We start from the raw sequence: 23,146 nt of genomic DNA, 5'->3' as shown, positions 1-23,146 counted from the left end.
CGAACTACCAAACTGCCGCACTGCAGCACCCGATGCAGCTACCAGTACCGAGATGCGGAACGCAGGTACCTGACTTCCGCGTCTCGGTACTGGTAGCGACACTGCTGCATGCTTGATACTGGTGCCGACCGGAGGATGGCACTGCCGCTCCCCGGCTGGCGAACGCACCGCCAACTATCCTGGGGGTATGTGTCCCCGATCCGAGCGACCAGATCAAACCGATCTCGCCACCGATCTCGCCACCGCTGTCCGGAACGCCAGGCACGTCGAAGTCTTCACCGGCGCCGGCATGAGCGCGGACTCCGGCCTCGACACCTTCCGGGACGCCACCACCGGCCTGTGGTCGAAGGTCGATCCGCAGGCGATGGCCACACCGGCCGCCTGGGCCCGAGACCCGGACCCGGTGTGGGCCTGGTACCTCTGGCGGGCGGTGCAGGCCCGCCACGCCTCCCCGAACCCCGGTCACCTCGCAGTCACCCGCTGGCAGGACGCTCTGGTCGCCGGGGAGGATGCGCTGGAGGACGCGGCGACCGCCGGGCTGTCGACCGCAGTGGCCGGTTCCCTCCACATCACCACCCAGAACATCGACGACCTGCATGAACGTGCCGGATCCCGGGATATCTCGCACCTCCACGGCAGTCTCTTCGCCTTCCGCTGTGCCGACTGCGGCGCACCCGTGCCGGAACCGGATCTGCCCGCAGAGCAGGTGGAGCGGATTGGCCCGCCGGCCTGTGAGGTCTGTGGCGGGTTCATCCGCCCCGGTGTCGTCTGGTTCGGCGAGGCATTGCCCACCGCGGAGTTCGAGGATGCAGAGAGGTCCATGCAGACCTGCGACCTTGTCGTCATCGTCGGGACAAGTGGCGTGGTGTACCCGGCCGCAGGGCTGACGCAGATCGCGGCGTCCCGCGGCGTGCCGGTCGTGGAGATCAGTCCGGAACCCACCGACCTCACCCCGATCACCACCTGGTCGCTGCGGACGACCGCAGCGCTCGGCCTTCCGGCACTGGTGGACGCGGCGTTCGGGTGAGCAGACTGCAGCGACGGCTTCACGCCTTCCACCAGCACGGACACCACCGTCTGTAACACCCGGGCCGGGTGAGCGGCATTTAGCCCCATGACGGAAACGTATATGGTCATCTGCATGTAATACGCGGCCCATAGCGTTGCCCGGCATGACACCTCCAGTGGACACGCTCCAGCACACCACCACCCCGCCCGCCGACGGCACCTCTCCCGCCCCCGCCGTCGACGGCGCGAGCCCCGTCGGCACCGAGGACTTCTCACTGCGCTTCGCACCCCGCCACTACCGGAGGTGGACGCCCGCCGCCGTCGCCGCGAGTGCCCTCGGCGGTATCGCCTACCTCGCCGACTTCTCCATCGGCGCGACGATCGGTGTGGAGCACGGCACGGTCAACGCCATCGGCGGCATTCTCATCGCCGCGCTGCTCATCTTCATCTCCAGTTTCCCGCTGGCGTACTACGCAGCCCGGTTCAACGTGGACCTCGACCTCATCACCCGCGGCTCCGGCTTCGGCTACAAGGGGTCGATCATCACCAACCTCATCTTCGTCTCCTTCACCTTCATCCTCTTCGCCACCGAGGGCGCGATCATGGCGCAGGGCCTGAAGGTAGGCCTCGGCGTCCCGCTGTGGGCGGGCTACGCCGTGAGCTCCCTGATGATCATCCCGTTGGTCATCTTCGGCATGAAGCTGCTGTCGAAGCTGCACTCGTGGACCAACCCGCTGTGGCTGGTGATGATGTTCGTGCCCCTGGTGGTGCTCATCGTCCAGGAGCCGTCCTCGGTCGGCACCTTCCTCGACTACACCGGCGAGGACGACAGTTCCGTCTCCTTCGCCGCGATGATGCTCGCCGCCGGCGTGTGCCTCTCGCTCACCGCCCAGATCGCCGAGAACATCGACTACCTGCGCTTCATGCCGCCGAAGACCGCGGCGAACAAGCGGAGCTGGTGGGCCGCGGTGATCTGCGGTGGCCCGGGCTGGGTCGTCCTCGGCGCGACCAAGCAGATCATCGGTGTCTTCCTGGCGGTCTACATGATCTCCGTGCTCGGGCAGGGCACCGACCTGGCCGTCGAGCCGGTGAACCAGTTCATGAGTGAGTACCGGCAGATGATGCCCGGCTGGCTCGCCACGACCCTCGCGGTGGTCCTCGTGGTCATCTCCCAGATCAAGATCAACACCACCAACGCCTACTGCGGTTCCCTGGCCTGGACGAACATCTACTCCCGGTCGTTCAAGAAGTACCCGGGACGGGTGTGGTTCGTGGTCTTCAACGTCAGCATCTCCCTGGCGCTGATGGAGTTCGACATGTTCAGCGTCCTCGGGTTCGTGCTGAGTTTCTACTCCAACCTCGCCATCGCCTGGATCTTCACCGTCGCCGCGGACATCGTGGTCAACAAGTACCTGCTGCGGCTGTCGCCGAAGGTCCCGGAGTTCCGTCGGGGCATGCTCTACGACTGGAACCCGGTGGGCATCGTCTCGGTGTTCGCCTCCGGTGGACTGTCCATCGCGATGTTCTTCGGGGCCTTCGGTGACGGCATCGCCGCCTTCTCCCCGCTGTTCGCCGCGGTCATCGCCGTCATCGTCACCCCGGCGGTGGCGGTGGCGACGAAGGGACGCTTCTACCTGCGTCGTGCCGATGACGGCATCGACCTGCCGATGTTCGACGCCGACGGCAACCCCGTCGACGACCGGCTGACCTGTGCGGTCACCGGCGAGTCCTGTGAGCGTCCGGACATGATCGCCTCCGCCGTCCCCGGTCCGGACGGGGGTAAGAGGTACATCTCCTCCCTCGCTCTCACGCTGGACGCGACGGGGGAGCACGTGCTTCCGGCGGATCCGCCGGTCGGGCGCTGAGCGGATCCGGTGTGGGGTGGCCGGTGGGACGCTGTCCGCCGGGTCCCTGTAGTGGACCGGGCTGAACCCGCTACGAAACGGGGGTAAGGGGGGTGGAGCCGGGGGTTGCGCATTTCCGCAGCGCAACGGCGACGCGGTCAGTATTTAGGCAAGGGCACCCTTTGTTGTACGGGGGTAGTATCTCCTACTGTGAGGTTTGCCTATGTTCACCACTGTGCTAGATTCTCGATCTGAAAGATCACACCTCCCCGGCGGATCACATCCGCAGAATCTGAGAACCCCTCTGTCCAGTGGCCGTATTCCTCGCTGCGCACCCGGAGTTCGACGCATCTGTCCCGAGCGGCGTTCCCGTCGCCGCAGGGACCAGGGACCCCACTTCCGAAAGGCAAGACATGATCCAGGCTTCCGCTGACCTGATTTCCGGTCTCCTCTACCAGACCGGCAGCTTCATCCAGTACCTGCTGATCCTCGGTGGCAAGACCCTCAACGGCATCGTCGGCAGCATCGGCAACCAGTAGGCAGTACCTCACAGCGGTCGCTCACCCCGTAGCGACAGCGTACCGGGACCGCCGGAACGCGCGTTCCCGTCAGGACACTCCACACCCTATTCCGGTCGTGCTCGAAGAGCAGTACCGGTCAACAGAAAGGTCCCTGTCCCATGGACAACATCGTCTCCTCCGCCGGCGAGATCGTCGTCAATCTCTATGACGTCTTCCGCGAGGTCGTGCGTGGTCTCCTCGCATCCGTCGGCAACATCCTCGGTCTCCCGGTCCACGGCGACCCGAAGTCGCCGACGGCCTGAGCCCCCCCTCCGAACGCCTGCAGTCTCCGGGCTGCAGTGAAGAACCCGCACCATATGGTGCGGGTTCTTCACTGCATTCCACCGGGGAGCGCGTGGCGGAGTTCAGTCGAACCGCACTTCGTCGAGGCTCAGTGCGTCCCCGGGCGGGACCTGGTTCTTCGCCAGGGCGACGTAGCCGGCGGCGTGGGCGATGAGATGGGCGCGTTCCTCACCGGACAGCTCCCGTCGCACTGTGGCGGGCAGTCCGGCGGCCAGTGACCCGGCGGGAATCTCCTGGTCCTCCAGGACCACGGCGCCGCCGCCGATGATGCATCCGGTGCCGATGACCGACCGGCTCAGCAACGCCGACTGCATGCCCACCAGTGTCCCGTCCCCGACCGTGCACGCGTGGACGAGCGCCTGATGTCCGACGGTGACGTCCTCACCGATGACCGTGGGACTGTCCTGCTCGGTGTGGACCACGGAATTGTCCTGGATGTTGGAGCGGGCGCCGATCCGGACCGCACCGACGTCCGCCCGGACCACCACCCCGTAGAAGACGGAGGCGTCTTCGGCGATCTCCACGTCACCGATGATCACCGCGTTCGGGGCGACATAAGCGGAGGAGTGGATGCGTGGCGTCTTCCCCTGGTACGGGAGAATCAGGGGGCCGGTGGTGCGTGGTGACTGGAATCTTCTCATATCCCCAGGCTAACGATAATCGGTGCATCATGGGGGCATGGCCTACCTCCTCGTCGTCCACCACAGCCCCACCGACAAGCTCCGCGCGATCACGGACACCGTGATCCTCGCCGCAGAGGGAGCGGCCGCCGAGGTCAACACCTCACTTCCCACCGGCCGCCACCTGGAGATCCGCGAACGCGACGCCCTGGAACCCGACACTGGCGAGCTGCTCGGGGCATCCGCCCTGCTCTTCGGGACGACCGCCAACTTCGGCTACATCTCCGGGGCACTGAAACACTACTTCGACTCGACCTACATGCAGGTCACCGGTGACAGCGGCTACGCCGCGCGCACCGTGCCGGCCAGTTACTGGATCCGCGGCGGGTACGACACCACCGGCGCGGAGAAAGCGATGACCGCCATCACCACCGGCTACGGATGGGACATGGCGGTCGAACCGGTGTGCTTCACCGGGGACCCCGCGCCGCACAGTGCGGAGCTACGGGCGCTGGCGGAGGACACTGTCGGCGCCTGGTACGCCGCAGTGGCCTGAGCAGTGACCTGAGCGGTGACCCGGGCGGCATCCCGGGACGGGTGCCCCGGAGGGATCGCCGGCTACCGTGCGTCCGACAGGAAGTGTGCGGCGCCCGCGGCAGCGGCGGTGACGGTGATGACCGACGGCCAGGCGCCCATCTTCTTGGCCAGCGGGTGTGAGACGCCGAAGGCGCCGAGGAAGGTCGCGGTCAGGCCGACGGCCAGCGGAGCGCCCCCCTTGGCCACCCAGCTACGGTTCGCCCATCCCAGGGCGGCGATCATCGGGACGGTGCCCAGCGGGCGGATGCCGGTCTCCCGGGCGGTCAACCACCCGCCGACGAGTCCGAGGGCCACCAGTGGGGCGGTGCTGACATCTTTCGCGTTCTTCAGGGTCATGTCCATGGGCACCCACAGTACGCGGTAGTACGCGGTGACCGGGCCACGGTAGACTACGGAGCACATGCCCGAAAACTGACACCTGTTTCCGAACGAGATTTCCGGAAGGGGAGACCACCAGTGGTCTACCGCGACGGCTACCACCATGCCGACCAGCACACTCCCGCGCACTCCGCCACCATTCTCAGCGGTCGGCTCACCAGACTGTGGGGTATCGACCTCCCGTTGGTCGGTGCCCCCATGGCGGGGCGTGCCGGAGGACGCCTCGCCGCCGCCGTCAGCGCCGCCGGCGGGCTCGGCATGATCGGTGTGGGTGCGCACACGACCCCGGAGTGGATCGCCGCCGAGGCGGAGACCGCAGGCACCACCGGGAACTTCGGGATCGGCCTGATGATCTGGGCGCTCGACATCGAGGCTGCGGCCAACGACGGGGTCTCCGCCCAGTTCGAGGCTGCTGTCGCCGCGAATCCGACCGTCCTGTCCCTCGGTTTCGGTGACCCCGCCCCCTGGGTCCCCGCCGCCCACGCCGCGGGGATCAGCGTCGTCGCTCCGGTCAATGACATGCTGCAGGTCCGCCAGGCTCTCGCCGCCGACGTCGACGTCCTGTGCGTGCAGGGCACCGACGCCGGCGGGCACACCGGGCGGCTCGGCACCATGCCGCTGATGCAGGAGGTCATCGACTACACCGCCGTTCAGGCACCGGGCGTCCCCGTGGTCGTCGCCGGGGGGATCGCGACCGGACGCGGCCTCGCCGCAGTCCTCGCGGCCGGGGCGGACGGGGCGTGGATCGGGACCGCACTGCTGGCGTCCCCGGAGGCTGAGGGCGGTGAGGAACTCAGGTCCGCCGCGGTGAAGGCGGCCAGTGGATCGACCGTGCTCACCGGCATCTACGACCGGGCTGAGCGACAGGCGTGGGACGTCGCCCGGTGGCCCACCCGTACCGTGCGCAACGGCTTCGTCGACCGGTACAACAGCGACCCCACCGTCACCGACGAGGAACTCATCGCCGCCCGCGCACCCGGCGGGGAGTTCGCCGGTGAACTGAAGCTGCACGCCGGGCAGGCCATCGGACTGGTGCGCCAGCAGGCGCCGGCGGGTGACGTGGTGCGCGTCCTCGCCGCAGAGGCGACGCGGCTGTTGTCGAGGTTCCGGTCAGTGTAGGCGCTGCCACCCGGGGTAACGTCGGAGGCATCATGCCTTCATCACACGACTACTGCATGGGGGTCGACCTCACCACCGCACCCTGGCTATATCCCGGGCACTGGCCCGCACGGTCGGGGACCCTGACCTCGGAGGGGTGGTTCCCCGGGGATCTCGCCCTGGCGGAGATCGGACTCGACGGCGGCCGGGTCCCGGTCGTCGCCACCGGATCGAACGCGTCACCGGGGGTGGTGAACGCCAGACTCAGGGACCACGGGGTCTCGCAGACGGTGCCGTTCATGCGCGCCTGCGTCCCCGGTGTGGTGACGGCCTTCGCCGCGCACGTCAGCCCACGCGGCTACATCGCCGCTGCCCCGGCGCGGCGGGCGGGTGCGGAGAAATCCATGTGGATCAGTTTCCTGGATGCCGAGCAGCTCGCCGTCGTCGACGCCACAGAGGGGCCGGACCACGTCCGCGAGCACATTTCTGATCCGGTGACACTGCCCACCGGCGAGATTCTCGGTGGCTACGACATCTACCGCAGCGCCTGGGGCCTGATCCCGGGTGTCCTGTTCGCCCGCCGACAGCACGTCGTTTTCACGCACCTGAGGTCACGGTGTCCCGTGCCTTCACTCCCGGAGGGGGATGCTGAGACGGTCGTGCGTGCCCTGTGGGGCGACCGGGGTCTCGCCGACCGTGTCTCCGGGGAGCTGCACGCCCTCGCCGTCGTGGACGGGTACGCCGGCGTCGTCGTGAGGTGAGGGGTGCGGGGACCCGTCACGAGGCGGTGTGCCCTCCGGGCATCCTCCGGTGTCGGCCCGGTGCAGGGTCGGCAGAGGGGCGGTGCAGGGTCGGCGGAGTACCGGTGGAGGGTCGGTGGAGGCCGGGTGCGGGCCCGGCAGATACTCCGAGAACCCCGGCACCGGAGGGCGCCGGGGTTCCGTGTCTGCCCGGGGTGCTTGCCCGGACTGTTCGCCCGGGACTACTTTGCGGCGGAGCCGGCGAGCGAGGCGAGGAAGGCGCCGACGACGTCGATGACGCCGTTGACGAAGATGCCGCCGATACGGGCGAAGGAACCGAGGGAGCTGACGATGATGTCCATGAAAATAGATTCCGATCTGTGGGGAACTGGTCCGGCCGTAGCCGGGTCATTAACTGGCACCACAAAAAGTACAGCATCAGATAGTCAGAGGGAAGCCTGGCCTCACTATGTGCTGCCGGGGGTGTTCCCCGGGGGTGTCGGATGAACGGGTGCCGGGTGGCGTCCGCGGTGTACGGTCCACCGATTCCGCGTAATCTCGGGGCATGGGAGAACTCACCGTCGACCGTGCCTATGACGCCCGCAGGGGTGAGGACGCCGAGGGGGTGCCAGCCGGTGCCGCGACATTCCTCGTCGACCGGCTGTGGCCCCGTGGCGTGAGGAAGACCGATCTGCCGCTCACCGGTTGGCCGAAGGAACTCACCCCCTCGCCGACCCTGCGCAGGGAGTTCCACTCCGGGGTGCTGGACTGGAAACAGTTCGGGGACGCCTACCGTGGTGAACTCGACGAGCGGCACACCGCCGGGGAACTCGATGACGCGCTCACGGAGATCCGGGACAATCTCGCCGAGCGTGACGTGGTGCTCCTCTTCGCCGGCAGGGACACCGACCACACCCATGCCAAGGTGCTGCAGGCCTGGCTGGAAACGCATCTCTGACACCGGTCCCGCCGCCGTACATCCGGTCCACCCCGTCCTGCAACTGCAACCCGTTCATTTCTGACGGGGTCTTCCACGCAGGTCAACAGGCATGTATGAATGGGTCCATGGACACGTCAACGATCATCCTCGCCGCAGGTTCCACCCCCACCCTCGGCTTCATCGGCTGGGTCATCATCGGCGGCCTCGCCGGTTGGATCGGCTCCAAGATCATGGGCCGTGACAGTGAGATGGGTCTGGTCCTCAACATCGTTGTCGGTGTCATCGGAGGTTTCCTCGGCGGCTGGCTGCTCACCCGCTTCGGGGTGGACGTCGCCGGTGGCGGCTGGATCTTCAGCTTCCTCACCTGCCTGCTCGGCGCGGTGATCTTCCTCTGGATCGTCGGCAAGCTCACCGGCGGCAGGAAGTAGCGCCGATCCCGTCACAGGGGTCGCATGAACCACCCGGCGTTCCGGCAGTAGTAGCGGGAGGCCAGTAGTACCGGGAGGCGGAAACCAGGTACCTGACTTCCGCCTCCCGGTACTACTGGCAGATGTGCTGCACCCTCGGCACTACTGGCCATGACGCAAGTGCTGCACGCTGGCTCGGGCCGGTACTCATGTCAGTGAGGCTTGTCCAGCGCGTCATGGACCGTCACGGATTCTCCGGCCACGGGTGCTTCGGGTAGCGTCCCCGCATCTCGGAGCGGACCTGCAGGTACGGCCCGGCCCAGAAACTCGCCAGGTCATCGGTGACCGCCAGCGGACGCTGCGCCGGGGAGAGCAGCTGGAACTGGATCCGCCGACCGGCGATCTCCGGTGACGACGTCAGCCCGAAACAGTCCTGCAGCTTCGTCGCCACCACCACCGGCCCACCCGTGCCGACCTCCGGGTAGCGCAGGCGCACGGTACGTCCCGCGGGCAGCTCCAGTGACAGTGGTGCCGCGTCATCGATCGGGTGTCGCCACGGGATCAGTCCGCGCAGCAGTCCCGCCAGATCAGGGCGACGCCCGGCGACCAGGTCCGGCACCACGAACTCCAGCAGCCGGTCGGCGTGCGCGGTATCCGCCACGTCCGGATAGCCCTCCACACCCTGCTCATGCAGGTACTGGATGCGCCGGCGCAGCTCATCGGCGTTCCTCGACCACTCCAGGGCGCCCAGCCCGTGGGACGCCAGCCCGTCGCGCACCGCCCGCTCACGCGCGTCGGCGGGCACGTCCTTCACCGACACCGGGGAGGACGCCAACTCCACTGCCCCCAGTCCCCGTACCCGACGCGCGCTGAGCTTCCCGGTGGGCCCGCCGGGCGTCCAGGTGCAGGTCACCCCGTCGCGCAGCAGGGGAGCTGCGGCGTCGAAAGCCAGGTCCTCCGACAGGGGAACGGCGGCACGGATGACGGCACCGGTGCCGTCGGTGGACCGGGTGGACGCCCCTGCGATGTCCGCTACCGCGACCCACTCGGCCGCTGCCCCCGCGACGTCCCGCCACACCGCACCGGTGCCGGAGACGGTGAGGTACCGGTTGCCGGAGGACGCGACCCGGTGGGCGGTGAGCCCGGGGAAGGCGCAGGCGAGGGTGTAGGCCACGGCATCAGGACCCTGCAGTTCAGGACGGGTGCCGGTGGCAGACAAGTTGGTCGACAAGTTGGTCGACGAGGCGGCTGACGAGGTGGCCGATGAGGTGGCGTCCTGCAGGATCCGCCGGAACCGCGACACCACCGGATCCTTCGCCGAGGGGAGGTTGTGGGGCAGGTTCCGGAGCATTTCCTCAGGCGAACCGATCCCGCCGTCGAGCACGGCGAGGACCTTGGCGACCGTGGCGGTGTCCACCCGCTGGACGGCGACCAACCCACCTCGTGCCAGGCGCGGATCGGTGGGGATACGGGCCAGGCGGCGTCCCTCGGCGGTGACCTGCCCGGCGGCGTCCACCGCGTCGATGCCGCGCAACGTCTCCTCCGCTGCATCGGCTGCGGCAGCGGGGAAGGGGTCGGGCAGCGGCAGGTCCGCACCCCGGGGCGAACCCCAGCACGCCACATCGAGCATCGCGGCGGTGAGGTCACTGGTCAGCACCGCCGGCGGGGACGCGGCCGGCGCCTTGACGTACTGCTCAGCGGTGAGGCAGCGGTACACCGTCCCCGGACCCTCACGCCCGGCGCGTCCGGCACGTTGGGTCATCGACGCCTGGGACGCGGTCTCGGTGACCAGCACGGACATGCCGCGGGTGGTGTCGCGCCGGGAGACACGCGACAGGCAGGCATCCACCACCACGCGCACTCCGGGCACCGTCAACGATGACTCGGCGACGTCGGTGGCGACGATGACGCGACGGCTCGCGGTGTCCCTCGGGCGACCGCCGACGATCGCCGCCTGCTCGGCGGGACGGAGCCGTCCGTGCAGTGCCACGGCATCGACGCCGTCACGGCTCAGCGCAGCGGCGACAGTCTCTGTGCCGCGGATGGTGGGGATGAAGGCGAGTACGTCACCGCCGGTGCCGCCGCGTCCGGGACCGGTCTCCACCAGTGCCCGGTGCACCGTGGCGGTGACCAGGTCCTCCACCGCGGAACGGTGGCGTCGGTCGCGGTTGACCATCGATTCCGCCGCGGAGGCGTAGCGGATGTCCAGCGGGTGGATGGGGGAGGGAACCTCCACCAGCGGCGCGGGGCCTTCATCCCCGCCGAGCAGGGTGGCGAAGCGGGTGGCGTCGAGGGTGGCGGACATGGCGACGATCACCAGATCATCGCCGAGTGCACAGCGCAGTTCCCGCAGTTGGGCGAGCATGCCGAAGACCAGGTCGGATTCCAGGTGCCGCTCATGGATCTCGTCGATGACCACCGCGGCGACGCCGTCCAGGTCCGGGTCGGCGAGCAGGCGGCGCAGCAGCACACCCGGCGTCACCATCTCGATCGTCGTGGACGCGGAGACTTTCCGGTCACCGCGGACGGTGTAGCCGACCTCGTCGCCGAGTCGTGTCCCCCGTAACTCGGCGATCCGGGACGCCGAGGACCGGGCGGCCACCCGGCGGGGCTGGGTGACGATGACCCGCCCGTGCAGCCCGGCGTCCCGCACATGGTCCAGCACATACTGCGGGGCCAGGGTCGTCTTACCGGTGCCGGGCGGGGCCTGGACCACCGCGCAGCCGCGCCGACGTAGGGCGTCGAGCAGGTCGCGGCGTCCGGCGGCGAAGGGAAGGTCAACCATGACCACCAGGGTAGGTGGGTCAGTCGCGGAGGTCGGTGGATGCCCCGGCGGTGGCCGGCGCCGTCTCTGCGGTGTTGGCCGGGGTGGACAGATAGCGTTCGCGGGAGTCGTCGAGTTCGGCGAGCCACGGGGTGTGGTGGACGGCGGCCATGGTGCCGGTCATCACCGAGCGGTGCGGTTTGTCGCGGTAGGTGAGGATGTCGGTCTTCTTGTCCTTCTTCCAGGACAGGAAGATGCGGACGACCTCGTCCAGGTCGAACATGGGGTAGTCGGTGGCCTCGATGAGGTCCCTGATGTAGTCCGCCTGGAACTGCACGGCGGTCTCGTCGCCGTCGACGGTGTCGAGGCGGGTGAGCCAGGCGTCGATGCTCTCCTGCCGGGCGGAGGCATCGGGCAGGACGGTGCGGCCGAGGATGAGGTCGCGGACGTACCAGGCCTGGGCGTCGAACATGTTGAAGGTGAACCACTGGTCCTGCGCGCCGAGGTAGGAGAGCTTCGGGTTCTGCTGCCACACCACGCCGCGGTACAGGCCGGCAGGGTAGAGGTTGTTGTCCGAGTCGATGCTCAGGTCGTCGGGCAGGAACGGGTAGTGGTGCAGATATCCGGTGCACAGGATGACCGTGTCGAAGTCGCGGGCTGAGCCGTCGGAGAAGTGGACGGTACGGCCGGTGAACCGGTCGATGATCGGGCGTTCCTGCATGCCTTCGGGCCAGGCGTAGCCCTGCGGCTTGGAGCGGTAGCTCATGGTGACGTGTGCGGCACCCATCTTGTGTGCCTGTACACCGATGTCCTCGGCGGAGTAGGAACCGCCGATGAGCAGGACGTTCTGACCCGACAGGCGTTCGGCGCCACGGAATTCGTGGGCGTGGATGATCTCACCGGGGAAGGTGTCGATGCCGTCGAAGTCCGGGATGTTGGGGAAGCTGAAGTGCCCGGTGGCGACGATGACGTGGTCGAAGATCTCGGTGGTCGTCCTCCCGGTCCGCAGGTTCTCGACGGTGAGGGTGAAGGTGCCGGTGGTCGTGTCGTAGCTGACCCATCGCACGGCGTGGGCGAACTTCACCGTCTCCTTGACCCCGGACCGGGATGCGCGTCCGTCGATGTAGTCCCAGAGCACTTCGCGGGGCGGGTAGGACGGGATCGGGCGGCCGAAGTGATCGTCGAAGGTGTACTCGGCGAATTCGAGGGCTTCCTTGGGTCCGTTGGACCAGAGGTTCCGGTACATGGAGGAGGAGACCGGTTCGCCGTGGTGGTCGGTGCCGGTGCGCCAGGAGTAGTTCCACTGGCCTCCCCAGTCGTCCTGCTTCTCGTAGCAGACGATCTCCGGTACCTGTTCCCCCCGGCGTTGCTGACGCGCCGCGGCGTCGAACGCCCGCAGGGCCGCCATCCCACTGGGGCCCGCTCCGATAACTGCTGTCCTCTGCTGTTCCTGCACGTAATCCTTTCCACCCAGGAGGATCTCCCCTGGATGCATGTGTGAGGTCATTTGGTGCATCCGGGGTCCCGTTCCGGGGTGTTCGCTCGGGACAGATAGCCCGGACGCGGCAACCATCATAGTCATGGCCTATATCTCTCTTGCGTTAAGGTTGCGCTTCCACGGGGAGGTGGATTCACCGGCGCTTCACCCGGCGGAGGGCTACAGTGGCATTCCATGAGCCTGAAGGACGCCGCAGTCACCATCGCCGGTAAACTGACCGATCGCATTCGTATCGGAAACGGTCTTGGCCAGCGGGACCTGTCCCCGGTCGGCTGGTTCGAGCACGAACAGGCGGTCGAGCGGCTGACCGACAGTTTCGCCGCCGTCCCCGCCGGGAGGCGCGTCCGCCTGGCGAAGAAAACCTCCAACCTCTTCCGTGGCCGCACCGGGGACATGGCGGGCCTCGACGTCTCCGGTCTGCACTCCGTCATCGCCGTCGACCCGGTGAACCGTACCGCCGACGTCCAGGGGATGTGCACCTACGAGGACCTCGTGGACACCCTCCTGCCCTTCGGTCTGGTGCCCACCGTCGTCCCGCAGCTCAAGACCATCACCCTCGGCGGCGCGGTCACCGGCATGGGTGTGGAGTCCACCAGCTTCCGCAACGGACTGCCCCACGAGGCAGTCCTGGAGATGGACGTGCTCACCGGCACCGGTGAGGTCGTCACCTGCTCACCGACACGCAACGCGGACCTCTACCGCGGGTTCCCCAACTCCTACGGGTCGCTGGGCTACTCGGTCCGGCTGAGGATCCGGTGTGAGAAGGTGCCGGCGTACGTTGAACTGCGCCATGTCCGTTTCGACGACGTGGAGTCCGTCTCCGGGGCGCTCGCCGAGATCAGCGAGTCCAGGCAGTACGACGGCGAACAGGTCGACTACCTCGACGGCGTGGTCTTCGGCCCGGAGGAGGCCTACCTCACCCTCGGACGGCAGACCGACGAGCCCGGCCCGGTGAGCGACTACACCCGCGGCAGGGTCTACTACCGCTCCCTGCAGCACCCGGACGGCGTGCTGCGCGACCGTCTGACCATCCGCGACTACCTCTGGCGTTGGGACATCGACTGGTTCTGGTGCAACCGCGCCTTCGGTGCCCAGAACCCCACCATCCGTACCCTGTGGCCCCGCGACCTGCTGCGCTCCAGCTTCTACTGGAAGATCATCGGCTGGGACCGGAAGTACGACCTCGCGGACCGCATCGAGGCGCGCAACGGGCGTCCGCCGCGTGAGCGGGTCGTCCAGGACATCGAGGTCACCCCGGAGAACCTGCCGGAGTACCTCACCTGGTTCTTCACCCACTGTGAGATCGAGCCGGTCTGGCTGTGCCCCATCCGGCTGCGTGAGGGTGTCGAGGACCTCGCGGGACGCACCGACGTGCTGGACACGGACACCGCAGCGTCCAGCCCGTGGCCGCTGTACCCGCTGACCCCGGGCGAGACCTGGGTCAACGTCGGCTTCTGGTCCTCGGTCCCGGCCGACCTCATGGGGCCCGACGCCGGCCCCGGCGCCTTCAACCGGGAGATCGAGCGCGTCGTCGCCGGACTCGGCGGCCACAAGTCGCTGTACTCCGAGGCCTTCTACACCCAGGAGCAGTTCGCCACCCTGTACGGCGGGGACCTCCCGCAGAAGCTCAAGGCGGTCTACGACCCGGACGGACGTTTCCCCGGACTGTACGAGAAGACCGTCACCAGCATCTGAGCCAACCGGAACAACCGAGAACACCAGAAGACACCTACATCGAAGGACAGGAGCCGCAGATGAGCAGCAACCGAGCCGCATTCACCCCGCTGACCGTAGGTCAGATCGTCGAGAAGGTCATCACCCCGCCGATGCCCTTCCACGTTACCGCCTTCGACGGCTCCACCGCGGGGCCGGAGGACGCCGGACTGCGGTTGGAGATCACCTCCCCCGACGCCCTGGCCTACGTCGTCACCGCCCCCGGTGACCTGGGCCTGGCGCGGGCCTACATCACAGGTGGCCTGACGATCGCCGGTGAGCACCCCGGCCACCCCATCGCTGTCTTCGACCACCTGCAGCACCTCTACGACCAGTTCCACCGGCCCTCCGCGTCCGACATGGTCGCGATCCTCCGAACCCTGGGGCATCTCAGGGCCTTCCGCTTCCAGCCCGCCCCGGTCCAGGAGACCCTGCCGGGCTGGAAGCGTGCCCTGCTCGAGGGCCTGTCACGGCATTCCAGGGAGCGGGACAAGGAGGTCGTCAGCCGTCACTATGATGTCGGCAACGACTTCTACGAGCTTTTCCTCGGCGACTCGATGGCCTACACCTGCGCCTACTACCCGGCGGACGAGGGCCTCGACAACATCCCCGGCCCGGACGGCGACTGGAACCCGGAGAACTGGGCCAAGGGGGAGGACGTCAACGCGCCGCTCACCGCGGCCCAGGACAACAAGCACCGCCTCGTCTTCGACAAGCTGGGCCTGAAGCCGGGTGAGCGCCTCCTCGACGTCGGCTGCGGCTGGGGCGGGATGGTCCGCTACGCCGCCCGGCACGGTGTGAAGGCGCTCGGTGTGACCCTGTCGCAGGAGCAGTACGAGTGGGGGAAAGCGAAGATCGAGGAGGAGGGCCTCCAGGAACTCGCGGAGGTGCGCTGCATCGACTACCGTGACGTGCCCGAGACGAAGTTCGACGCAGTGAGCGCGATCGGCATCCTCGAGCACATCGGCGTGCCGAACTACGAGGCCTACTTCGAGTTCCTGTACTCGAAGCTGCGCCCCGGCGGACGCATGCTCAACCACTGCATCACCCGCCCGAACAACGTGAAGACGAAGACCGGCCAGTTCATCGACCGCTACATCTTCCCCGACGGTGAGCTCACCGGATCCGGGAAAATCATCACGATCATGCAGGACACCGGCTTCGACGTCATCCACGGGGAGGATCTGCGGCCGAACTACCAGCGCACCCTCCACGACTGGTGTGAGCTGCTCGCCGCGCACTGGGGCGAGGCCGTCGAGCTGGTCGGCGAGCCGACAGCGCGCCTGTTCGGTCTCTACATGGCTGGGTCGGAGTGGCATTTCGAGCACAACAAGATCCAGCTGCACCAGGTGCTCGGTGTGAAGCCGGATGACGCGGGCTACACCGGCGTCCCGACCCGCCAGTGGTGGAGGCCCTGAGGCTCGGTAGTATCACCCCCATGGGAGAGTCCACCTCGGGTGCCAGGGTACTGCTGCACGCCACGGCTGTGGTGACGGCGGCGGGTCTGGCGTTGACCGCCTGCACCTCCGACGGCGCCGGGACGGCGCCGGGCGACGCGTCTCCGGCCGCCGCACCGCCGTCCGTCGATCCGGCGACTCTGGGGCTGTCAGTGGGGGACTGCGTCTCCGATCTCGGCGCCGCCGCAGGCACCGTGGACGCCGACGACGCCGACGACGCCACTGACGCCACCGCCGAGGCCACCACCACCGCCACCACCACCGCCACCACGACGCGCTCCGCGGTGGCGGGGACCACCTCCGCCTCGGACGCGGAGACCGGCGGCCTGGCGGCGGGGGAGCCGGACACGGACGACGGGACGGGGTCCGGCGTCCCCACCGCCCTGGACGGTACAGTGCCGTCCTCCACCACCGGGGTACTCACCGTCGACTGCGGTGAACCCCATGTCGGTGAGGTGTACGCGCAGCAGGACATCGACAACCAGGTGTTGTTCCCGGGTGCGCGGATGCCGCAGTTCACCGCGGCGGTGTGCACCGGGGAGGCCTTCGAGGACTACATCGGCAACCCCTTCGCCTCGTCGCTCTTCGACGTCATCACCTACGCCCCCTCCAAGGAGAGCTGGGCGGCCGGCGACCGTACAGTGACGTGCATCGTCACCGACCCGTCGGCGGGGTACATTCCCGGCACGCTCGAGGGCGCCGGCTACTGAGCGGTGGCGAGGGGTTCAGTCCCCCGACCCGAGCAGGGTCACCAGCTTCAACCGGTTGGATTCCTCCAGGTGGGCCACGGTGACCTCCCAGGCCGTCGCCGGGGGAAGCAGCGTCCGGGCGTCCACGTCGGCCGCCAGGCGGTCGTAGACCTCCGTCGCCGGTGTCGCGGCCTCCGGGTCCGTCTCCGGGATCATCGCCACGGCTTCCGCCGACCCCCAGACCGCCGGGTCGGCGATGAAGAGGTGACCCTGCACCGCCTGGTAGCCCAACGCAGCCTCACGCAGCTCACTGGCCTGCGTCTCAGTGAGTGTCCCCGCAGCGACGGCATCCTCGATCAGCGGCACCCGGTCCACCGGCCGGTGCTCGTCGACGATCCCCTTGACCAGGGGCGTCGGCAGGGTGCGCAGGGACCGTGACGCCGCGGTGAAGACGTCCGCGGACCGCAGGTAGGGGCGCCCCACGACGATGGTGCGGGCGAGCTCCCGGCAGGCCGTCATGAACGTCAGCAGCGTCGTCAGCTGCTCTGCGGGAGCGGCGTTGAAACCGGCGAGATCGCGGACCGCAGGGGCGGTGGCGGGGCGCGTCGCGAACAGCGGGGAGAAGGACGGTCGGCTCAGAGTGTTCATGCCCCGTATCTTCCGGCCCGTGGGTTACACGCGTGTTTCTACCGCGCGAAGTCGTCGATATCCACGACGTCGAGGGCGGTGAGGAGCACATCGGTCTCCGCCCTGTCGGTGATCGTGACGCGCACCCCGTCTCCGTCGAAGCACCGCACGACGACGTGCCGCTCGGCCATCGCGTCGGCGAACTCGCGGGACCTGCCACCCAGCGGCAGCCACACGAAATTGGCCTCCGCCTGCCCCTGCAACGGCTCAGGCAGCCGGTCGAGGACGCGGCGCCGCTGGGCCACGGTCTCGTCGGTGCGTGCCAGCAGCTCACGCTGTGCGCCGATGCTGGCCACCGCAGCGGCCTGGGCGACCGCGTTGTTGCTGAACGGGATGCAGACCTTGTTCAGTGCGTCGACGAACTCCGGGCGTCCGATGACGTACCCGACCCGCAGGCCGGCCAGGCCGAAAGCCTTGGAGAAGGTGCGGGCGACCGCCAGGTTCGGGTGCGCCGCGAGCAGTGACAGTCCGTCGGGGGATTTCTCGTTGCGGACGTACTCCACGTAGGCCTCGTCGAGGAGCACCTGCACGGTCTGCGGCACCGCGTCGAGGAAATCCTCCAGCTCCGAGCGGGTGACGGTCGTGGCCGTCGGGTTGTTCGGGTTGCAGATGATGATCAGCCTGGTGCGGTCGGTCACCGCTGCGGCGATCGCCGGGAGGTCGTTGCGCAGCTCGGGGGTCAGCGGGACTTCGACAGCGGTGGCGCCGGCGACCTTCGCGAAGATCGGGTAGGCCTCGAAGCTGCGCCACGGGTAGACGACTTCGTCGGGGGCGCTGCCGTCGACCCCGTCGCCGCCGCGGCAGCACGCCAGGACAGCCTGCTGGATGAGTGCGGAGGAACCGGCCCCGACGGCGATGTTCGCTGCGGTGAGGGGGAGCGATGAATCGACCCCGTGCCACTGGGCGATCGCGGTGCGCAGCCCGGTGGCTGCCATGTCCGGATAACGGTTGGACTGCGCCAGGGCGTGGGCCGCGGCCTGGACGACGCCGGGGAGCGGCCCCTGGGTGGTCTCGTTGCTCGAGAGCTTCAGACCCTGGGGGTCATCGGATCCCTGGGCGTAGGACGGGAGGGCGGTGAGCGCGGGCCTGATCATGGGGAACAGCCTAGTCGCGGTGCAGGTTTGTCGGTGCCGCGGGGCCTGATGTAGTGTGACGGAAGCCGTCGCGAGAGTGACGGTGTGGAGACGTGCCAGAGCGGCCGAATGGGACTCACTGCTAATGAGTTGTCTTCCTAACAGAGGACCGGAGGTTCAAATCCTCTCGTCTCCGCCACTTCAGTTTCCCACGGCTTTCGTGAGGATGCGTCAGAAGCCGTCCGGATCTTGTGGTGAGTTCCGGGCAACATGGACTCGGTCCCGTTATACGGGGTGTGTGGTGTACCCCGGGACCGTGTGACGTACTCCGTCTGGTGGTGTGCCGGGGAAACTGAAGTCGCTGGAAACAGCGGGCGCCCGTAGCTCAACGGATAGAGCATCTGACTACGGATCAGAAGGTTGGGGGTTCGAATCCCTCCGGGCGCACGCTTTTCTCGAATCCCGTCCCGGGGGTCGTGCAAACGACCACCGGGACGGGATTCTTTTGTTAGCTTTCTGCCATGACCTTCACCACCCTCATCACCGGCGCGAGCTCCGGCATCGGCGCCGAACTCGCCCGCCGGTCCGCCGCCCTCGGTCACGACCTCGCGCTCTGTGCCCGACGCGCCGACCGGTTGGACGCGCTGGCCGCCGGGATCACCGCGTCCCACCCTGCCGTCACGGTGCGCACCTACGCCCTCGACGTCACCGACCCGGCCGCGGTGCGCTCCGTGTTCCGTGCCGCTGACGCCGACGCGGGCGTCGGCGGACTCGACCGTGTCGTCGCCAACGCCGGCCTGGGTAAGGGGCGGAGGATCGGCTCCGGCGAGCCGGACGCCAACCGGGAGACCGCGGTGACGAATGTGCTCGGCGTCCTGGCGCAGGCAGAGGCGGCGATGGAGATCTTCCGGGAACGTGACGGCGGTCACCTTGTTCTCGTCTCCTCGGTCTCGGCGATCCGCGGCAACCGGAACGCCATGACCACCTACGGGGCCACGAAGGCCTTCGTGGCGAACCTGGGGGAGGGACTGCAGAGTGAACTGCTGAGGTCGGGGACGCCGATCGATGTCACGGTGGTCCTGCCCGGGTACATCGAGTCCGAGATGACGGTGGGGCAGAACGGTGGCGGGGTGAAGCGTCCTCCGCTGATGGTCTCCACGGAGAAGGGCGTGCGGTCCATGGTCACGGCGATCGAGGAGCGCAAGCGCAGGGCGTACGTGCCGGGCTGGCCCTGGCGGCTCATTGCCACGGTGTTGGGGGTCGCCCCGCTGCGACTGGTCGGGAAGATGAACTGACGGCGCCGGTGTCTGCACCGTGAACAGCACTTTTGTGGAATCTTCCGGAGCTGTGTAGGCTATCTCTTCGTTGCCGGGAGATCGGCAGCGACGGTAAGCGCCCGTAGCTCAACGGATAGAGCATCTGACTACGGATCAGAAGGTTGGGGGTTCGAATCCCTCCGGGCGCACCACAGTGGCCCCGCCGCCGGACAGCAGTGTCCGGCTGCGGGGCTTTTTCGGTGCACCGCGACCCGGAACCCGGAACCCTCACGAATGCGCGCGGATGAACTCCCCGATCCGGTCCGGCCACGCCGCCACATCCTCCGGTGTGTGGGCGACGGTCGTCTGCGCGGTCGGCAGCAGCTCAGCCAGCTCCTCCATGACGGCCAACGGGTGCCCCTTGTCCTCCACCCAGCCGAGGATGAGCACCGGGATCCCGGTCCTCCCCAGTTCAGCGATCCGCTCCCGTGGCGGCAGATCATTGCCGGCCGCCCCGCGGTACACCGAAGGCAGCAGTGACTGGTCGATGTCGGGCCAGGTGAACGGCACGTCGGCGCCCCGGGTCGGCGGCACCGGCTCGGCGCGGGTGGTCTCCGCGAAAGCCGCCAACCCGTGCTGCTCCACGAAGCGGGCATTCGCCTCGTAGATGCCGGCCCGGTCCCCGCGCAGTTCCCAGGCGGTCGGTGGAATACCCAGCACCAGGGAGGCGAACCGGTCCCGGGCGGTGGCGGGGTCGGACGCCGCCGCAGTGAGGATCGTCGCCGACCCCATCGACTGCCCCACGGCGTGCACCGGCGGGGTGACCTCCGCCCCGTCCGCCCCGGTCTCGTCGAAGAAGTGGACCATCCTCCCGAGGTCGCGGGCCAGGGCGGCCCAGTGGTACAGCGCGGGGATCCGGGCGCCGAGGGAATGACCGTGCCCACGGGCGTCGTAGCGCAGTACCCGCAGGTCGTCCTGTCCGGCGGTGAGGTCCAGGTGGAGGACCACGTCCCGGGCACGGCTGGAGGTCAGCCCGTGCAGCTGGACCACCGGGATACCGCCGACCGGGCCCCAGGCGTCGTAGGCGAGTCCGTCGAGGAACCCCGCCGAGGCGTCAGCCACCGTTGTCGCCGCCGTGCCAGCCGTGCCCGCCGTGCCCGCCGTGCCCGCCAGGCTGCCCGTACTGCCGCTCATGGTTTGTCCCTTTCCGGAAATGCCGCCGTAATCCGGCGTACCTATCGTGCCGGGTATGAGACTCACAACTGTAGCCCGTATGGATATTTCCGCAGGACAGGTTCACGTGTTCGAGACCACAGTCGCCCCGGCCCCCGGTGCGCACCCGGACGGACACGCGGCGTCGTTCGACCAGGCCCGGCACGCCGGTGCCGGTTCGCGCCCCGGGTCGTGGCTGGCGGTGGCCTTCACCGTCCCGCCGGTGGGCCTCGGCCGGATCGGCGACGCCTGGCGCAAGGTCATCGACCGGCACGGTACGCTGCGCACGGTCCTACAGGAGGACGCCGCCACCCGGACCTCCCCACCGGGATCGCCACGGTCGGTCAGGGTGCACGACATCGTCGTCACCGGTGGGCAGTGGCGTCGGATCGGCGACGCCGGTCAGGATCCGCGTCGCGTCCTGCGGGAACTCTTCGATGCCGCCTGTGACCCGTTCGGCGTCCCGTCCCACCGGTTGACCGTCACCACCCACGCCGACGGAACCCGCACCGCCGTCATCGGCCTCGACCACAGTCACGGGGACGCCTGGTCGCTGCTGGTCCTGGTCCGTGACATGCTCGCCTTCCTCGGGGTCGGTGAGCACGAGGGGGTGGACCTGGTCGATGGTGCCGTCCCGGAGCTGCGGGAGTCGGTGCCGTCCTTCGCCGACCACACCCGTGACCTGGAGCGGCGTCCCACCGCCCCGGTGGAGGTCCGTAACCGGTGGGCGCGGATCATGGCAGACGGGGGCGGGCAGATGCCGAGGTTCCCCAGACCTCTCGGGGAGGTCTCCACGCCCCGCGACGAGGTGGTGGAGGTCATCGACGTGCTGGACGCCGACGGTGTCGAGGCGCTGGAGCGGGTGGCGGCGAAGGCGGGCGTCCGGTTGCTGCCGCTGGCGGTCAGCGTGCTCGTCGGAGTGAACCACCGGACGGGGGCCGGGGCACTGCGCGCGGTGTTCCCGGTGCACTCCCGCCGTGGGCCGGCGGAGGACCGGCAGCGGTGGGCGGACTCGGTCGGCTGGTTCATCACCAACTCGGTCCTGGAGTGCGACTCAACCGATCCGCTGGAGTGCGATGCCGCAGTCTCTGACGCCATCAGCCTGGGCGCCCACCCGCTGGAACCGCTGCTGCGCCCGTGGGGCGGTATGCCGCGGACGCCGGGGATGTTCGCCCTGTCCTGGCTGGACAACCGGCGCCTGCCGGTGCAGGTTCCGGCGGCGGCGCACCCCCAGCACGTCTCAGCGTGGATCCGGACCGACGGGGTGATGGCCTGGTTCGTGCTCAACGATGACGGAATGAGGCTGCGGGTGCGCTACCCGCAGACCCCCGAGGCCTGCCAGGCTGTCGGCACCTGGTCACGCCTGGTGACCGAGGGACTGCGGCGGTTGGCCGGGGTCGAGGGCGCCGAGGCTGTCGCCGGAATGACGGAGGACGCCGGGAATACAGCGACGGTCGGCGTGATCAGCTGATTTCAGCTGACACAACCGGCCGGCGGGACGACGCCACCGTAGCTGTGCCCCGAACCGACCGGCGCATTCTCGGAGCCGGGGAGGTCGGTCAGTACTCTCACGGCCCCGACCGGGTCGGTGAGCAGTGACGGGGAGAGCTTCCCGACCGGGTCATCGTCGTTGAGCTCGGAGACGGTGCACCGGTCGGACGGGGCAGTACCGGAAGCACCGGCAGCACCGGCAGCATTGTCGGCGCCACCGGGCAGGCCCTGCCACAGAATGACGGAGACGGCGTCCGCCAGGGCGGGATCGGCGGCGAGGATGTCGGTGCCGACGGCCGCCCCGAGGCTCTGGCCGTGGACGATGATCTGCGGCCGGTCGTCCGCCGGGTAGGCGGACACCCGGTCCACGATCTCCCTGATCAGGGCCTCGGCAGAGTCGGTGGCGAGGTCGCGCTGCAGCAGCAGGACCGCGGCGGAGGGGGCGGCGGAGTAACGCGCGGCCACTGAGGCGATGTCACCGTCGGCCCAGTCCTCCATCGCCTCGACCTGGTCCGGGTCGACCCAGCCGGAGCCGGTCGGCAGGTTGATGCTGAGATACATCCGGTCGAGACCACCGGCGGCCTCCAGGGCGTCGACCGTGTCGCGGGCGGCGGCGGTGGCGTCAGCCCCGGGGTAATCACCGAAGACCCGGACCGCGCCGACCGGGGACGCTTCGGTGAGCACGTCGCGTGGGGACCGGGCGAACGGGCCTGAGTCCAGTGACCACCACAGTGCGGAGCCGGCGAGGCCGTGAGGGAAACCGGCGAAGACGACGATGAGCAGCAGTGACAGTCCGGTGGCGAACCTGTGG

General features: G+C 68.6%; 22 protein-coding genes and 3 tRNA genes. 17 read left to right on the top strand and 8 right to left on the bottom strand.

Translation table 11 applies throughout. The features are described 5' to 3' along the window. Positions 1-187 precede the first annotated feature (187 nt). The 4 genes from QZV72_RS08810 to QZV72_RS08795 all read left to right on the top strand — a co-directional run bounded on the left by QZV72_RS08810 (position 188) and on the right by QZV72_RS08795 (position 3,675). Entirely contained in the window at positions 188-1,027 is an 840-nt protein-coding gene (locus QZV72_RS08810; RefSeq protein ID WP_297007445.1) for an NAD-dependent deacylase, read from the top strand. 145 nt (positions 1,028-1,172) lie between these two features. Further along, a complete protein-coding gene (locus QZV72_RS08805) occupies positions 1,173-2,873 on the top strand; it encodes a cytosine permease (protein WP_297007442.1) in 1,701 nt (566 codons plus the stop codon). A gap of 392 nt (positions 2,874-3,265) precedes the next feature. Further along, positions 3,266-3,391, top strand: coding sequence for a hypothetical protein (locus QZV72_RS08800; protein WP_297007440.1), 126 nt, complete (start codon positions 3,266-3,268; stop codon positions 3,389-3,391). Positions 3,392-3,531: 140 nt separating this feature from the next. Beyond that, positions 3,532-3,675 (top strand): hypothetical protein, encoded by a 144-nt coding sequence (locus tag QZV72_RS08795; RefSeq protein ID WP_297007436.1) that lies wholly within the window; start codon positions 3,532-3,534, stop codon positions 3,673-3,675. 102 nt (positions 3,676-3,777) lie between these two features. Here the strand turns inward: QZV72_RS08795 and QZV72_RS08790 are convergent, their stop codons facing one another. Continuing rightward, a complete protein-coding gene (locus QZV72_RS08790) occupies positions 3,778-4,356 on the bottom strand; it encodes a gamma carbonic anhydrase family protein (protein WP_297007434.1) in 579 nt (192 codons plus the stop codon). Positions 4,357-4,393: 37 nt separating this feature from the next. Between QZV72_RS08790 and QZV72_RS08785 the strand changes: the two genes are divergently transcribed. Continuing rightward, positions 4,394-4,891 carry a flavodoxin family protein gene (locus tag QZV72_RS08785; protein WP_297007431.1) on the top strand — a complete coding sequence of 166 codons (498 nt, stop codon included), beginning with the start codon at positions 4,394-4,396 and terminating at the stop codon, positions 4,889-4,891. A 62-nt stretch (positions 4,892-4,953) separates the two neighbouring features. Here the strand turns inward: QZV72_RS08785 and QZV72_RS08780 are convergent, their stop codons facing one another. After that, positions 4,954-5,274, bottom strand: coding sequence for a hypothetical protein (locus QZV72_RS08780; RefSeq protein ID WP_297007429.1), 321 nt, complete (start codon positions 5,272-5,274; stop codon positions 4,954-4,956). Positions 5,275-5,448: 174 nt separating this feature from the next. Here QZV72_RS08780 and QZV72_RS08775 point away from each other — a divergent pair, with 174 nt between their 5' ends. The 4 genes from QZV72_RS08775 to QZV72_RS08760 all read left to right on the top strand — a co-directional run bounded on the left by QZV72_RS08775 (position 5,449) and on the right by QZV72_RS08760 (position 8,516). Then, positions 5,449-6,429, top strand: a complete 981-nt coding sequence (locus QZV72_RS08775) for a nitronate monooxygenase family protein (RefSeq protein WP_297007452.1) — start codon at positions 5,449-5,451, stop codon at positions 6,427-6,429. 32 nt (positions 6,430-6,461) lie between these two features. Then, positions 6,462-7,169, top strand: coding sequence for a hypothetical protein (locus tag QZV72_RS08770; protein WP_297007426.1), 708 nt, complete (start codon positions 6,462-6,464; stop codon positions 7,167-7,169). A gap of 544 nt (positions 7,170-7,713) precedes the next feature. Beyond that, positions 7,714-8,106, top strand: coding sequence for a DUF488 domain-containing protein (locus QZV72_RS08765; protein ID WP_297007425.1), 393 nt, complete (start codon positions 7,714-7,716; stop codon positions 8,104-8,106). A 107-nt stretch (positions 8,107-8,213) separates the two neighbouring features. Then, positions 8,214-8,516 carry a GlsB/YeaQ/YmgE family stress response membrane protein gene (locus tag QZV72_RS08760; protein ID WP_297007424.1) on the top strand — a complete coding sequence of 101 codons (303 nt, stop codon included), beginning with the start codon at positions 8,214-8,216 and terminating at the stop codon, positions 8,514-8,516. 223 nt (positions 8,517-8,739) lie between these two features. Here QZV72_RS08760 and QZV72_RS08755 read toward each other — a convergent pair whose 3' ends face one another. Together QZV72_RS08755 and QZV72_RS08750 are read right to left on the bottom strand one after the other, a co-directional pair. Further along, positions 8,740-11,280, bottom strand: coding sequence for an ATP-dependent RNA helicase (locus QZV72_RS08755; RefSeq protein ID WP_297007421.1), 2,541 nt, complete (start codon positions 11,278-11,280; stop codon positions 8,740-8,742). 19 nt (positions 11,281-11,299) lie between these two features. Then, on the bottom strand, positions 11,300-12,754 hold the full coding sequence (locus QZV72_RS08750) for an NAD(P)-binding domain-containing protein (RefSeq protein ID WP_297007449.1): 1,455 nt from the start codon (positions 12,752-12,754) through the stop codon (positions 11,300-11,302). Positions 12,755-12,931: 177 nt separating this feature from the next. Here QZV72_RS08750 and QZV72_RS08745 point away from each other — a divergent pair, with 177 nt between their 5' ends. From QZV72_RS08745 to QZV72_RS08735, 3 genes are read left to right on the top strand one after another with little or no spacing between them, the layout of a single operon-like run. Continuing rightward, positions 12,932-14,452, top strand: a complete 1,521-nt coding sequence (locus QZV72_RS08745) for an FAD-binding oxidoreductase (RefSeq protein ID WP_297007419.1) — start codon at positions 12,932-12,934, stop codon at positions 14,450-14,452. Between the two features lie 59 nt (positions 14,453-14,511). Continuing rightward, positions 14,512-15,888, top strand: a complete 1,377-nt coding sequence (locus tag QZV72_RS08740; RefSeq protein WP_297007416.1) for a class I SAM-dependent methyltransferase — start codon at positions 14,512-14,514, stop codon at positions 15,886-15,888. A gap of 20 nt (positions 15,889-15,908) precedes the next feature. Next, positions 15,909-16,637, top strand: a complete 729-nt coding sequence (locus tag QZV72_RS08735; RefSeq protein ID WP_297007414.1) for a septum formation family protein — start codon at positions 15,909-15,911, stop codon at positions 16,635-16,637. 15 nt (positions 16,638-16,652) lie between these two features. On the opposite strand, the gene QZV72_RS08730 is transcribed toward QZV72_RS08735, so the two are convergent. Next, positions 16,653-17,264: a hypothetical protein gene (locus tag QZV72_RS08730; RefSeq protein WP_297007411.1), complete on the bottom strand. Its 612-nt coding sequence runs from the start codon at positions 17,262-17,264 to the stop codon at positions 16,653-16,655. Positions 17,265-17,302: 38 nt separating this feature from the next. After that, a complete protein-coding gene (locus tag QZV72_RS08725; protein ID WP_297007409.1) occupies positions 17,303-18,397 on the bottom strand; it encodes a histidinol-phosphate transaminase in 1,095 nt (364 codons plus the stop codon). Between the two features lie 86 nt (positions 18,398-18,483). On the opposite strand from QZV72_RS08725, the gene QZV72_RS08720 reads away from it, so the two are divergent. The 4 genes from QZV72_RS08720 (at position 18,484) to QZV72_RS08705 (ending at position 19,844) form a co-directional block, all read left to right on the top strand. Then, positions 18,484-18,575 (top strand) — tRNA-Ser (locus QZV72_RS08720). A gap of 175 nt (positions 18,576-18,750) precedes the next feature. Beyond that, positions 18,751-18,823: transfer RNA gene (locus QZV72_RS08715), tRNA-Arg, on the top strand. Positions 18,824-18,897: 74 nt separating this feature from the next. Further along, the gene (locus QZV72_RS08710) at positions 18,898-19,671 is read left to right on the top strand and encodes an SDR family oxidoreductase (protein ID WP_297007406.1); all 774 of its coding nucleotides are present in this window, start codon (positions 18,898-18,900) and stop codon (positions 19,669-19,671) included. Positions 19,672-19,768: 97 nt separating this feature from the next. Beyond that, positions 19,769-19,844, top strand: a tRNA-Arg gene (locus QZV72_RS08705). A gap of 76 nt (positions 19,845-19,920) precedes the next feature. On the opposite strand, the gene QZV72_RS08700 is transcribed toward QZV72_RS08705, so the two are convergent. Next, entirely contained in the window at positions 19,921-20,826 is a 906-nt protein-coding gene (locus QZV72_RS08700; RefSeq protein WP_297007404.1) for an alpha/beta fold hydrolase, read from the bottom strand. Between the two features lie 106 nt (positions 20,827-20,932). Here QZV72_RS08700 and QZV72_RS08695 point away from each other — a divergent pair, with 106 nt between their 5' ends. Beyond that, positions 20,933-22,315 carry a hypothetical protein gene (locus QZV72_RS08695; protein ID WP_297007402.1) on the top strand — a complete coding sequence of 461 codons (1,383 nt, stop codon included), beginning with the start codon at positions 20,933-20,935 and terminating at the stop codon, positions 22,313-22,315. 2 nt (positions 22,316-22,317) lie between these two features. Here QZV72_RS08695 and QZV72_RS08690 read toward each other — a convergent pair whose 3' ends face one another. Beyond that, complete coding sequence (locus QZV72_RS08690; RefSeq protein WP_367119097.1) at positions 22,318-23,121, bottom strand: alpha/beta-hydrolase family protein; 804 nt, start codon at positions 23,119-23,121, stop codon at positions 22,318-22,320. Positions 23,122-23,146: the final 25 nt, after the last annotated feature.

Source organism: uncultured Corynebacterium sp. (genome assembly GCF_902782855.1).
Taxonomy (GTDB): Bacteria; Actinomycetota; Actinomycetes; order Mycobacteriales; family Mycobacteriaceae; genus Corynebacterium.
Note: the sequence above shows the minus strand (reverse complement) of the source record. Positions and strands in the feature narration are given on the sequence as shown.